The sequence below is a fragment of the Porphyromonas gulae genome, from assembly GCF_000765945.1.
Taxonomy (GTDB): Bacteria; Bacteroidota; Bacteroidia; order Bacteroidales; family Porphyromonadaceae; genus Porphyromonas; species Porphyromonas gulae.
In genome coordinates this window covers 37820-51462 of sequence record NZ_JRAT01000021.1, presented here as the reverse complement: position 1 = coordinate 51462, position 13643 = coordinate 37820, and the positions used below count along the sequence as shown (strand labels likewise).

The following is a 13643-nucleotide window of genomic DNA, read 5'->3' as shown; positions in this document are numbered from 1 at the left end:
TTTTTGCGGTGAAAGAAAAAAGTTTTTATTTCTTCTTTTTCTTGCCCTCAAACTCAAAGGTTGTAGTATTGTCGTTTTGGAGAACAAGTCGAGCATTGAACTTTTTACCGGCCTTGCTCACCAAGCCTTTGAGAATGGGTGTGCGTTTGGTATTGATCAGGTCTCGGAGATTATCCTCAGAGAGGAACGTGCCACAAACTTCTCGGAAGATGACGAAGCCACAACCCTCATGTCTACACTTGGCAATCTTTGCATAGATACCGACACTTTTGTTCCCACACTTGGGACAGCAATAGCTGGGATAGCTCTTTTGTGGAGGCGATAGCTTCAAAAGCTCTCGACAGATTTGCTCGGTGTACTCTGCAATACGCAGACTAAACTGTTCGACAGATGCCGAACCGGACTCAATCGCAGAAAGAGCAACCTCCCATGTTCCTGTCATCTCGGCATTGGCGATACGCTCGTCTTTGACAATCTCATAGACCGAAAGTCCTTTTTCTGTGGGTACGATGCTTTTCTTTTCCCGTCGGATGTACTCTCTCAAAATCAGAGTCTCGATGATGTTTGCTCGTGTGGCAGGTGTTCCGATGCCACATTCTGCCATCGCTTGACGGCTTTCTGCTTCTTCGACCTCTTTGCCGGCATGTTCCATAGCCGAGAGCAAAGTCGCCTCAGTATAGAGGGGCTTAGGTTTCGTTTTGTGTGTTGTGATTCTGGCAGAGCTGGCCTGAAGAGTTTCACCTTCTGTAAGGTTGGGAAGAGATGCCAACTGCTCTTCTTCATTTTCTGTCTCCTCTCCTTTGTTCTTCTCTTTATTCTCTTGGGCAACGGCTTTCCAGCCGGAAGATAAAATATGACACGCCCTCCAAATATAGGAATGGGTGCCATCCGTGAAGATGACCTGCATACGCTCCTCTTCTGAGTTCGGAGAGAAGGCTTCGATAAAGCGTGTACAAATCATCTGATAGATGGTGTTTTCACCTGCACTGAGCCCCAATGCCCTTTCTCCGGTTGGGATAATGGCATGATGGTCTGTGACCTTACCATTATCCACGCTATGACGGTTGAGAGGAGCTGTCAAGCCTTCTCCAAGCATACTGAGAATAACAGAAACTTCCTCGAAGACATCTTCACTGATGTAACGACTGCCTGTGCGGGGATAGGTTACGACTTTCTTCTCATAGAGAGATTGAGCTATTGAGAGTGTCTTGTCTGCCGAGAAGCCATACTTCCGATTTGCCTCCTTCTGAAGTGTGGTAAGATCATACAAGAGTGGTGGAGGAGTAGTTCCTACCTTTCTTGTGAGCGATGATACGGCCAATCGGCCCTGACTGTGGAGGGCACTGAGAGCAGTCTGTGCCGAGACCTCATTATCGAAGCTGTTTGTGCTAATGGCTTTGAGGAGGATGCCCTCCTTCTCCACTAAGGCATTCACTCTCCAATAAGGGACAGAAGAGAAGTTCTTGTTTTCAAGGTAACGACGGCATACCATCGCAAGCGTTGGTGTCTGTACACGTCCCAAAGAGTAACCTCCCTTACGAGCAATCGACAAGGCCCGACTGGCATTGATACCTACAAGCCAATCGGCTTCACTTCGGGCTTTAGCGGAATAGTAAAGGTTATCATACTCTCTCCCTGCTCTCACCTGAGCTAAGCCCTCACAGATAGCTTTATCTGTAAGTGAACTAATCCAGAGTCTGTCGAATGGCTTGTGGCAATCTAGGTATTGATAAATCATGCGAAATATCAACTCTCCCTCTCTTCCAGCATCGGTTGCTACGATGATGTGCTCAGCCAAATCAAAGCAATGACGAATGGCTTTCAGTTGTTTTACAGCAACAGGATCATCACATAGTTCTTTATCCTTGCGGACTTGGCGAACGATGAGTCGGAAGGGCTCGGGACGAATGGGCAGGTCTTCGGCTTTATAGGTAGAGTAGCCATAAACTTCGGGCATGGCCAGCGTAATGAGATGACCCATCGCCCAAGTCACGAGGTAGCCACCTCCTTCGAGGTATCCCTCCTGTTTCGTATTTGCCCCTACAATACGGGCAATATCACGAGCCACCGAGGGCTTCTCAGCAATAATACATGTTATCATGGTCGGTTAATCTTATGTTATTGGGTTACATCTTGCGTCCACGACGCTGTTGTGTCTTTCTCTCTTGCTTCTCTTTTTGCTCTGCCGAGGGCTGTGTTTGGCCGGATTTGAGTGGTTCTTTTAAGTGCTTAGTGGCTTCGTTGGTCTTGCCTTGGTTATTGACTGCTACCTGCGTCTTGTGTTCTTCAGCCACGGCTTCAACTTTGCCATTCCCCTGTTTCTTATCAGGATTGTATTTGAAGAAGCGTGGGCGGTTCTGCTCCTTATCCATACGTACATAGGCATTAAAGCTTTTACCTTCCTTATCTACCATGTTTTTGAGATAGAGTGTGCTACCACTGTTCAATGCTTCACGCTGTTTTTCGGTTAGCTCCAAGCCACAGAGTTTATGAGGCACTCCTCCTTGCTTCTGCTGTTGACCCTGGCGCTCTTGGAGACTTTTGCTTTCACCAAAGATAAATTCGATACCTTTTTTCTCGGCATTTACCTGCAAGGTTGCATCAAAGGATTTGCCATTCTTCGAGGTCATGCCTTCTACTTTCACCGCCTTACCTTCTACAAGGTCTTTGTACTGGATATCAGAGAGTGTAACCCCTTTGATTTCTTTGGGAATAGAGACACGGTCGGCACGCAGTGCAATAACCTCGTTGGTCTGTGGATCAATAGACACATAGGCGGCAAAAGACTCGCCATTCTTCGGAGTTACTTCAATGGTTTTTCCAAGGTTGCCTGTTTTGAGAAGCTGTTCCTTCTCCTCCGGTGTAAACTGGTGTCCCATATAGGGGAAATCCAACTGTGGTTCTTTACGCATAGCATGCACAGCAAGACCAATGTTACCATTATCATCGGTTCGGAAGGCGAGGCGTGCCTCCGTATAAATAGAGCTGTTGCCATAGGGTACAGCAATGCCCACAAGGTCGCTCTTTTGCCAGTTGAGCATCTTCTCTAAAGCCCCACTCGCTTCAAGTTTTTCTCGGCTCAACCCGAGATCTTCGAGCATACGCCAATCAATCTTTTCCGGATCAATAGCTGTAGCATTTTTCTGCATGGGTAGAAAGTCCTCAAAGTGTACTTGACTCTCTTGGAGCTGCGCCTTTACTTCGGAACTTTGTCTGTTTTGAAGAGCTGTGCGGAGATGTTCTACACCTTGTTCCACATTATTAGCTACCACCTTATACAGTCCGAAACGAGAAGGGTCATTGAACTGCTTGAGGAAGTTGGTCATAAAGTTCTTAAGAAGTCCATCCTTGCTGTTAAACTTCAAGAAGGAAGCTTGATTGGCTTCCCGTGCTTCTGAGGTCTTGAGTTGACCACTTTCGTCAATACCTGAAACGACAGAAAGCGTACCGACCTCTTGGGTGTTTTTCACGGCTGTGCGGTCTTCTAAGACCAATACGTAATCATTGTTGTTCGATTCCATAATACTTTGTTATTAGGTGAGTAATTCATCATCGAACAGCAAATATATAAGCAAAAACTTTTGACTCTAAGGGATAAGGATTTTGAAGGAAAAGTAGGGATAAATAAAAAATAGAGAATCTTTTTTGAGAAGGCTAAAGATTGGCGTAGTTTTAATCTTAAATCGTAATTATCTAATATGCAGCGTGTTGTGTATTCTCTTTAGATTGAATTGATGTTTGGTTATGAGGCTTTTATAATCAAGAGTGGCAGCAGTAAGAAATTATCAGCGTTATATGTGTCAAGTTCTACTCAGAAGTTTAAGCAAGATAGAAAACTTGAATTGCCAGCTGTAAGCCTTATTGCTGCCACACTTTCCCAGAATTTGTAATCTCTATCTATTTTGCATTACAGCTATGACTTGCGCACATTGTAATTTTTCGATTTTTTGAGATACCTACAACAAAAGACCTTTGCTCACTTCTAACTTTTTCAGAATTAGTCAACTGTGACTTTTCTGGCTTTTGAACTTCTAGAGTTCTTTCTTTGACTAGTGTTTTCATAAAAAATGATAATTTGTTAAATGGTGGGTTATAATCCAAGTTTTTGACGGATACGAGCGGTGCGACAACTAATACAAGACTTGCCAACTATTTTTTTGTTTTCTAGCCATGAATACGCTGGACAAGGTAAGCAATAGTCTAGACTAGGACAGTTATTACAATCAGAAATCTGTTTGATTTTAGTTGTTCTTAGTTTATTTAACACTTCGGAGTTATTCCATATATTAGATAATGAATCTTTTTTTAAGTTACCACACTCAAGTTTGAAAGTATTACATGGATAAACCTTTCCATCTGCAGAAATTGCAATGCTTGAAAAAACAACATTACAAGCAACACTCTCTAATTTGTTGTCAAGTGAAATTCTATCGTCTTCCATTTCAACATTGATATCTTTGTCTAGTAAAATTGTCTCAAACTGATCATCATTTAAGCATAATTCAAGAGGAGACATATCCCCATCATCTTTTGGAGTCATGGTTGGTGTAATAACTAACTCACAATTCTTTTCTTTAGAGAAAGAAACTAAATCCTTATAACCATCAAAATTATATTTCGTCAAAGGGGCATTTATTCTGACTGGTATACCTGTTTCACGAAGCTTTAGAATATTGCCTAGGGTTTTAATCTGAAGTCCTATTCTGTTTGCTATTTTATCGTGCTTTTGGGGATCCAAACTGAATAGAGTAATACATAATTTTGAAATACCTATTTTTTTGAGTTCGAAAATATCTGAATCTTTAATAATGGAAGCATTTGAATATAAAACTATCGAAAAATTTAGTTCTTTGGCTATTCTTAGAATGTCAAAAATATCTTTTCTCGCAAAGGGTTCTCCTCCAGTAATATTCAATATGAAACAACCATTTTTTTTCAGATCGATTAATATTCTTCTAATCGACTCAATATCTAAGTCTTGCATATTTTTCGTAAAGTCACAGTCCTCATAGCAATGAATACATGTCTGATTACATTTATAGGTAATTTCCCAAGTAACTGTTATTGGATAATAGCGACCTGTATGCTTATTAACAAACTTCCACAATTCCATTGACTCTACATTGTTATTGATAGGGATATTCTCAGTCGAGTATTGCCCTTCTATCAAATTATTTGCTATCAGGAAGTTTATTAAGTCTTTAACCTCGTCCTCTGATATGCCAATTTTAAGGCACTTTATTTCCTTCAATAAGGCAGTGTAATTTATGTTTTTGTCAATTAATTGCCATATTGCATTCGCATTCTCATTAAGACAAAACATATCTTGACTAATCTCATTGAAAAGAAATAATTTATTGCTTAATGTTCTGGAAATTATTTCTGGTTTTTTTTTAATCGTTTGATTCATAATGACTATCTCTTTCATTAATAAGGCTAACCGATTCATTTCAAAAATTTTCTAGCCCAATTAGATTGGCTTTGATTTTCATGTGTAATGTGAGTATTTATACTCTGATTGTGTATCACAAAGATAAAAAAAATATAACTCATCCAAGTTTTTTTGTTACAACATCTGAATATATTATAGTCATATGCTTTTCAGTGTCTCAGCTTCGCAATGTCGTGGTGTGATTTTCAATATGTTTTATATCAGATGATTAAATGATCGTTTAGTATACTACTTATGGTAGGTATATTTCTTGCCTAAAAAACATTTCAAAATTTGGCGAATCCAATATTCTTTTATAATATTGCATTCAGAAATAGAGAATGAACGTTCTGTTTTAATTCTAAAGTAATGGCACGAACAAATAACAAAGAAATCATATTGAAGGAAGCTTTCAGGCTATTCTTGTCTAGAGGGTATGATGCGGTTAGCTTTGCAGATTTGGTAAAAGCAACGAATATTTCACGAGGAGGGATGTTCCATCACTTCAAAGGAAAAGAAGATATCTTCAATCAGGTGGCTGATCGTTTTGTATTTAATTTTTTTCGAGAAGGAGAGAGTTTCATTGAATCTCCTAAGTCTCCAACTCCTTTGAAAGATTTTTTAGCTCATTGTACCAAGATAATTGGTGAACGAATGCTCCATTTTTCAGAGACTCTGGGAGCTTCGGTTACAGCAGCCAGTTTTATGAGTTTTATTCTGTATCTCAAGGAGCATTATGCATCATGGCAAGAAAAGATACAGGAGTATGAAGAGCAGGAGGTTAAAACATGGAATGAAGTTATAGAATTGGCAAAAAAGAAAAGAGAGATTAGGGAGGACATTGATAATGGTCAAATTATTACGGTATTTCGGACTCTTTATTTAGGACTGTCCTACAAAGGAGCTCTAGTTGACCGCCTCTCTATTGAAGAGTTACAGAGGTTATGGGAATTTATCTACCAAGAGTATAAATTATAAAAACATTGAGCGATGGAAAAGAAGGTGTACATTAATCGGATTGCTTCTTATTTACCCAATAAGCCAATATCCAACGATGAAATGGAAGATTATATAGGGATGATTGGGGGAAAACCCTCAAGAGTTCGCTCTATTGTACTAAGACAGAATGGAATTAAAACTCGGTATTATGGCTTGGATAAGGAGCATAAGATAACTCACTCCAATGCACAGCTTGCAAAAGAAGCTGTGGTGGATTTATTTGCAGATAGAGTTGTACCAACCGATGTTACCCTTTTAGCCTGTGGTACGAGTACTCCCGATCAACTTCTGCCCTCCCATGCCTCTATGGTGCATGGAGAGCTAGGAAACTTCCCGATGGAGATATTTTCCTCAGCAGGTGTATGTCTCACTTCCCTACAAGCACTGAAGATTTGTTACAGTAATATTCTTGCAGGATTGCATCAAAAGGCTGTATGCGTTGCTTCGGAATTAACCTCACCGGCATTGGTTGCAAAATTCTATGACCCCGAATATGAAGCAACACATGCGAATCCGGATAAAGACCCCTATATGGCTTTTGAAAAGGATTTTATGAGGTTTATGTTGTCTGATGGTGCCGGGGCTGTATTAGTAGAAGATACTCCTAAAGGAGACCCCTCTCTCGAAATCGAATGGATTGAGATGACCTCATACGCTAATGAACTACCAACGTGTATGTTCATGGCTTCGGAATTACAATCCGATGGACGTTTGAAGAGTTGGAAAGAATATACTCCCGAGGAAATTAAAGAGCGTGGAGTTCTTGTGGGTAAACAAGATATTCGCCAGTTGAAAGTTCACATTATCAAGTATTGGGTAGATCACATAGAGACAGTACTTGCTATGCACAATATAAAGCCAGAAGAGATAGACTATGTAATACCTCATGTCTCTTCAATGTTCTTTTATGAGAAACTTAATGATGAACTTTCCAATCGAGGAATTGCTCTAACGAAAGAAAAGTGGTTTACAAACCTAACTTCAGTTGGAAATATAGGTTCAGCAGCTATCTATGTGGCATTAGACGAATTAATCAAAACAAAAGAAATAAATCGAGGAGAAAAAATACTTCTCCTTGTTCCAGAGAGTGGCAGATTCTCATATGGATCTGCATTATTGAAATATATTGGTATCAATGTGTAACATCTACAGAGCTCGTAGGTAGAGGATAGTACACCTCGAAAAAGTGAGACGTGTCTCACCTAATTGCAAAAGTTCTTGTTAGCTCGTACATCTAACATTTGCTATCGCAACATAGCTCCCTACTATGGTACTAAAAAGGGATCTGACCAAACAGAGTACAAAGGTACAAATAGCTCCTGAGTATGAACGGAGTGTAACTAACAAAAGTATTTTTTAGTATGAAAACTCTATCTGAAAGACTACAATTTCGAAGTGTTGAAGTCGAGGAAGTTTCAGTGGAAGCCATCAAGGCTGGTAGATCGACTGCTATTGATATTAGCAAATCCGAAGATACGTATGATGGTGGCACATTGAATGAAGTCGTTGTAACACCAGATAGGACTAGAGGTCACGGATTGATTTAAGAGAATCTTATTTGATATTCTTCGTGATAACTCTACGTTCTGAGTGAACTTATTTGAATTTTGAGGGCAGGGCTTGCCCTGCCCTCTCTTAATCCTTCTTTTCCACAATTATGTTTTTAAATAGATTGGTATTGATTATAGCATTACTATTATCTATAACAGATATGTGTTTTGCTCAGAATAATGATATAGAAGGCTTGGTTTTAGATCATTCTGGAAGTCCTATCTCAGGTGTTGATGTAAGTATATATAATTGTACTGATACACTTCAGAGACTTAAAACGGTCGTGACTAGTAGATCTGGGCGTTTTGTTATCGAATCAACTAAAGAATTCAGTGATTGTTTAAGTGCTTCTCTGAGCCACTTAGGATATAAATCTGTAGTTTTACAAAAAATTAAACGAGGGCAGATAAATTACTTTATTCTAGAGGATAAAGTTAAAGTATTAGATGAGTTGGTCATTGTATCCGAGCGACCAATGGTAAAGATTGAAGAAGGGGCATTAGTCTATTCTAATCATTCTTTGGGAAAGATTGCCAAGAGTGTTACGAGTGCATATGACATGCTGAGCAAACTTCCTGGAGTAAGCATAGAAAAAGGGATGCTCTCTCTGATTGGTATGCCCTCTACAACACTTGTAATCAATGGTAGAAAGACACTTATGCCATATGATCAAATCGTTACTAAACTAAAGGCTATTTCTCCAGAGATGGTAGAGCAAATTGACATTAGGTATGATGCCGCCCCAGAATTGGGAAGTACACATTCTTCTATCAATGTCGTCCTAAAAAAAACACCTCGTGGCAAATATTTTCAGACAGATTTTAATGTAGGAGGTGCCGTTTCAAGGCGAACTACTACATATGGAAATTTTACAATCAATGCGAATATAAAGTCCCTTTCCGTACAAGCTCATTACTCTTATACCAATGAGAATTATCTTACCAACCAGTCTATATGGGGAAAGTCAGAGAAGGTCGCAGATTTTTCTGAGTTATCAGAAAATAACACGCAAGGGAATTTTCATAGGGCTTACCTTAGTTTTGTCTATCCTATTTCCTCTGATAGCAAGCAACAACTAGGATTTGTTTACAATGTCAACCATTCATCTTCTGATGGCAATATTTCGGGAAATACGAATTTAGGAGATGGCAAAAAAAATGTTAAATCTAAGATTGAGAACAATACAAACGCATCTAATCACATAATAGATCTTTCGTATACCTCCCCAAGGTTAACAATGTCACTTCAAGGGATGAGTTTCCACACAGAGAAAATAAGTCTCCCAAGTCTTACCGAACATCTTGTTCCTCAATTCCTCAATCAACAAGTCTACCGAGGAGGACTTACAATTGATTACAATCAACCTATCAAAAATATAAGGGGTTTAAGAATCATAGCAGGAGAGTATCTGAGAACAAGTACAGTAAACAATGAGATACAGCAAAAGGCTACATCCTCGCACGGAGTGAAATCTAGAGACATAGAGTTTTATAATAAAACTTATTTTGGAGCTGATTATACTATAACTAAATGGCTAGTAGTAAAGGGTAATCTTATTTACGATCTGCATATAGACCGTTGGATTCATGACGAAGAAGAAAATCGGAAAGTTTCAAGACTATATCCAACGGCAAGTCTTACATTGCGTTTACCTAAACGAAATACGCTGATGCTCTCATACTCGTCAGAGTTGAGAGACCCTGCTTATTGGCAGTTGACTCCAGGTCTTTCGTATATATCAGAGCTAACTAGAGTACAGGGAAATCCTTCGCTGGTTCCCAGCCAAATGAATTCTTTGCGACTAACATGGATAAATAAAGGAAAATATATCACACAATTTTTTCTTCAAAATACTAAAAATCATATTACCCAACAACTTTATATAGATCCCCAAAAACATACTGCTACATATCATTCTATAAATATGGAAATGAACAGACAGTGGGGACTGATGACCATAATACCTCTAAATCTTTCCAATAATTTTGATTTGAGATTAACGGGCACTCTCTTCTATCTTATGGACAGAGGACAGCTACAAAATATTGTATTTGATCGTACTAAACTTACTGGTAGAGTTGCTGTTAATATGAATTATTCACCAATAAAAAATATTTCGTGCTATTTAGATGGATATTATGTGACACCTATGATACAAGGCATTTATGATGTTTCTTCTCTCCATAATTTGGATCTTGGAGTGCGTTGGTTCATACGAAAAAATTTGTCTTTGTCATTAGATGTGCAGGATTTACTACGAGGAAGGATTCCTACAACGAGGGCAAACTTAGGAAATCAGAATTACAAATTCACACTGGACAATGACACTCGCGTTTTAAAGTTAGCCTTGCAATGGACATTGGGAGAGATGTTCAAGAAAAGTAAGGTCGATATTAAAAAGGATAGGATTGGTATATGAAGAAGGCTTTAACAATCATAATTACTTTTAGCAATGAGGCGGATTTGCTCAGGATGACAGTTGAGAATATCTTTTCTACGATGGATTCACATCTCACAGAGATTCTTTTAATTGACGATGCATCAACCGATAATTATGACTATCAGAGTCTCGCAGTAGAGTTCGGTGCCAAATATTATCGGAATCGCACCAAGAAGGGCATTGCACGCAGTAGGGAAATAGGAATAGCACTCTGCAAATCAGAGTTTTTCTTGCTGTTGGATGGGCATATGAAAGCATTATCGGAGTATTGGGATAGGAAACTGTTAGATTATGGAATGAGCGTAGAGAATCAACTTTATTGCTGTCAAACGGCATCTATAGATAAACATGGTCGTTTAATAAAAGAAAGGCAGCAATCTTTTGGAGCTTATATAGATCCTTCTGATTTGCTTGTTAATTGGAATTATAAAGAGTACATTCCCACTAGTTCTGTAGAACTAGTTCCATGTGTGTTGGGTGGTGCTTATTTTTGCTCTTGTACTTTTTGGCAAAACTTTGGGGGGCTATCTGGGCTTGACGGATACGGATTTGATGAGCAAGTTATGAGCATGAGAGTTTGGAAAAATGGAGGTAAGTGTGCCTTAATAAAAGACATCTGTTTTGGGCATTATTATCGTAATATATCCGACACTCCGTATGAAATTGATAGAACCAATTATACTAAAAATAAAGTTTTTGCTAGCCGGATTTTTGATAATATTCTAGACCTTTATGAGTTGATGGAGATAAATAATTCGAGAGATTATCTTCTCTCTATAAAAGAGTTTTATTCTCTCAATCGATCTTTCATGAATGACAATGTTTAATTATTTAATATATGAGTGGATATGAAAAAGAAATATAAAGCTACGACTCCTGTAAGTACAATAACTCGTATCAAGGCAATTCTAGGAAGATTGGGACTCCTCACAAGTGAGAGTTATGTAGAGTCTTCTAAGTTTTATTCATGTCGTATCACGATTGGGAATGATAAGATTAGAGACCTTAATATTGGCACAAATGGGAAAGGTTCCTCATTTGAGTATTCTTTGGCCAGTGGGTATGCGGAATTTATGGAACGTCTACAAAATAATATGCTTCTTTTTGCGAGAAGATTTGCTACAGAGGAGTTCCTGAACTCTGGAAAAGCTGATCAATCCTATAAACAATATTTGCAACAAAAGGATTTGGTGTTTGATTTCTACTATGATCCACGAGAGAAATACTTATCAGGAGAAGAAGTCTTAGCAAGATTTGGGAAGGAGCTATGTGCATTATTCAATTATGACAATATAGAAGAATTTTCACATGATTTGGTTGAGAAATATGGAGATGAATGCTTCCTGTGTGTCCCATTTTACGATTGTCAAAATCAAAAAGAACTTTTAGTTCCAATTGAGTTATGTTTATCGGCAACAGGTTCCAATGGGATGGCTTCAGGTAATATTCCATCAGAGTCTCTTTTACAAGGATTGTGCGAAATATTCGAACGATATGCCATTACGCAGATATACACATATGGTATTGTTCCTCCAACAATTCCTCATAGTTACTTCACCAATTCAACAGTAAAGAATAAACTTGATTACTTGAATTCGATTAAGGGTTATGAATTAATAATAAAAGACTGTTCTCTTGGCAAGGGACTTCCTGTGATTGGTTTGATAATTATTGATAAGAAAAATAAGAGATATAACTTTAAACTCGCTTCAGACTTCATAGAAGATATAGCTCTTGATCGTTGCTTGAATGAATTATACCAAGGTCTCAAATCTTTCAAAAGTATTTCATTCGACTTTTATAATGAGGATGACTTGAATAAGCTTCGTGGTAAGGATTCTTCCCATGTTAATTTAGAGAGAATATTCGTTAACGGAAGCGGTCACTGGCCCTTAACTATTTTCTCTAATTCTTTTTCATATAATCACACTCCATTTCCAAATGCCTATGGGTTATCTAATGACTCAGATTTAAAAATAGCACTTAATATTATCAATAATTTGGGTTTTAATCTTTTTGTTAGAAATAATTCATATTTGGGATTTCCTGCATTCTATATTCTTATTCCAGGCATGAGTCAAATTGTTGCGGATAGAAAAAGTCTTATTCCAACATACACAAATCCAGACTTGAGCGATCTTGTCAATCTTGGTAACCGTGACAAAGAGACTATCAAAAATATAATTGATCAATTGGAAAAAGGGGAAGATCTTATAAAACAAAGAGAAAGATCATATGCTAAAAATTATCCGTACTGGATAGATAAAGATATAACTGATATAGAAATAAGTCATTTACTTGCTATGCTACACTATTATATCGGAAATTATGATAAAGCATACGAGAATATGTGTCGATTTCTAGAAAACAAGAATCCTATAGTTTATGAATACTTTTTCGGTGTAAAAGACTTCATGTATCTCTACAGGATCAAATCATTGCAGTCCGATGATGTTATAAATTTGTTGGGGTTAAAATACACTCCAGAGATCGCTCATGAAATTTATCAAGATATGAGTGATAATTTAAAAGTGCTAGATTATCATAGTTTTCCTGCAGGGTTTAGTCTTCTTAAGTCTGATTTTCAGAACAATTCTGCCTTGTTTGAAATTCTTAGCATCGAAAAGAAAATGCATGATGAGAATTTACAGCATCCGATTAAACAGGATGAGATGAAACATTTATTTGTGTAGTCTGACAAGCTTTCTTTTTTCGGACAAAAGCGGAAAATGTAAGCCTGCTTTATGAGCAGTTGGATCAAATGGACTGTGGCGTGCCTGTTTGGCTATGATCGTTGGACACTATGAGGAACAAATCTATCGAGATTGGCTGAAACAGTGGAGTGCTTCAAAAGCTCTCAAAAGATTTGCTCTGTATACTCTGCAATACGCTGACTAAACTCTTTGGCTGATGCTGAACCTGCTTCGATCGTAGAAAGAACAACTTCCCATGTTCCTGTTATTTCAGCGTTTGAGATATGCTGCTCTTTGACAATAGTATAGACCGAAGGGTTTCAATCGAACGATAATATTCTGAGATATTATTGTAATTCATTTTTTTGAAAATGAAAAGAGTAGAAGTTGAGAAATATTTCCTAATTTGTAGAGGAAATTGCGTCCAAAAATGTATTGAATGTAGTAGGTTAAATTGCCAAAAAGAAGATTTGATACGAGGTATTGACTCGATAATTTTAGGCAAAATCAAGAGAACTATTGCAAAACA

At 38.1% G+C, this 13643-nt stretch carries 9 protein-coding genes; 6 read left to right on the top strand and 3 right to left on the bottom strand.

All coding sequences use genetic code 11. The annotated features are described in order from the left end of the window. Nucleotides 1-25: 25 nt before the first annotated feature. From topB to HQ49_RS07710, 3 genes are all read right to left on the bottom strand, one after another. Entirely contained in the window at nucleotides 26-2101 is a 2076-nt protein-coding gene (gene topB / locus HQ49_RS07720; protein ID WP_036846849.1) for a type IA DNA topoisomerase, read from the bottom strand. 25 nt (nucleotides 2102-2126) lie between these two features. Then, entirely contained in the window at nucleotides 2127-3521 is a 1395-nt protein-coding gene (locus HQ49_RS07715) for a DUF4099 domain-containing protein (RefSeq protein ID WP_039419341.1), read from the bottom strand. Between the two features lie 569 nt (nucleotides 3522-4090). Further along, a complete protein-coding gene (locus tag HQ49_RS07710; RefSeq protein ID WP_160224193.1) occupies nucleotides 4091-5410 on the bottom strand; it encodes a radical SAM/SPASM domain-containing protein in 1320 nt (439 codons plus the stop codon). 390 nt (nucleotides 5411-5800) lie between these two features. Here HQ49_RS07710 and HQ49_RS07705 point away from each other — a divergent pair, with 390 nt between their 5' ends. The 6 genes from HQ49_RS07705 to HQ49_RS07685 all read left to right on the top strand — a co-directional run bounded on the left by HQ49_RS07705 (nucleotide 5801) and on the right by HQ49_RS07685 (nucleotide 13114). Beyond that, nucleotides 5801-6409, top strand: coding sequence for a TetR/AcrR family transcriptional regulator (locus tag HQ49_RS07705; protein ID WP_036846864.1), 609 nt, complete (start codon nucleotides 5801-5803; stop codon nucleotides 6407-6409). Nucleotides 6410-6421: 12 nt separating this feature from the next. Next, nucleotides 6422-7573, top strand: coding sequence for a beta-ketoacyl-ACP synthase III (locus HQ49_RS07700; RefSeq protein WP_036846869.1), 1152 nt, complete (start codon nucleotides 6422-6424; stop codon nucleotides 7571-7573). Nucleotides 7574-7791: 218 nt separating this feature from the next. Next, nucleotides 7792-7977, top strand: a complete 186-nt coding sequence (locus HQ49_RS11430; RefSeq protein ID WP_036846872.1) for a hypothetical protein — start codon at nucleotides 7792-7794, stop codon at nucleotides 7975-7977. Nucleotides 7978-8108: 131 nt separating this feature from the next. Further along, nucleotides 8109-10400: a TonB-dependent receptor gene (locus HQ49_RS07695; protein ID WP_160224191.1), complete on the top strand. Its 2292-nt coding sequence runs from the start codon at nucleotides 8109-8111 to the stop codon at nucleotides 10398-10400. Then, nucleotides 10397-11248, top strand: a complete 852-nt coding sequence (locus tag HQ49_RS07690) for a glycosyltransferase (RefSeq protein ID WP_036846876.1) — start codon at nucleotides 10397-10399, stop codon at nucleotides 11246-11248. The genes HQ49_RS07695 and HQ49_RS07690 overlap by 4 nt, the downstream gene beginning before the upstream one ends. A gap of 21 nt (nucleotides 11249-11269) precedes the next feature. Then, complete coding sequence (locus HQ49_RS07685) at nucleotides 11270-13114, top strand: YcaO-like family protein (protein ID WP_036846884.1); 1845 nt, start codon at nucleotides 11270-11272, stop codon at nucleotides 13112-13114. Nucleotides 13115-13643: the final 529 nt, after the last annotated feature.

Excerpts from the sequence above, each read along its gene's own strand:
- topB (WP_036846849.1), bottom strand. The coding sequence starts at position 2,101 with ATGATAACATGTATTATTGCTGAGAAGCCCTCGGTGGCTCGTGATATT.
- HQ49_RS07715 (WP_039419341.1), bottom strand. The coding sequence starts at position 3,521 with ATGGAATCGAACAACAATGATTACGTATTGGTCTTAGAAGACCGCACA.
- HQ49_RS07710 (WP_160224193.1), bottom strand. The coding sequence starts at position 5,410 with ATGAATCAAACGATTAAAAAAAAACCAGAAATAATTTCCAGAACATTA.
- HQ49_RS07705 (WP_036846864.1), top strand. The coding sequence starts at position 5,801 with ATGGCACGAACAAATAACAAAGAAATCATATTGAAGGAAGCTTTCAGG.
- HQ49_RS07700 (WP_036846869.1), top strand. The coding sequence starts at position 6,422 with ATGGAAAAGAAGGTGTACATTAATCGGATTGCTTCTTATTTACCCAAT.
- HQ49_RS11430 (WP_036846872.1), top strand. The coding sequence starts at position 7,792 with ATGAAAACTCTATCTGAAAGACTACAATTTCGAAGTGTTGAAGTCGAG.
- HQ49_RS07690 (WP_036846876.1), top strand. The coding sequence starts at position 10,397 with ATGAAGAAGGCTTTAACAATCATAATTACTTTTAGCAATGAGGCGGAT.
- HQ49_RS07685 (WP_036846884.1), top strand. The coding sequence starts at position 11,270 with ATGAAAAAGAAATATAAAGCTACGACTCCTGTAAGTACAATAACTCGT.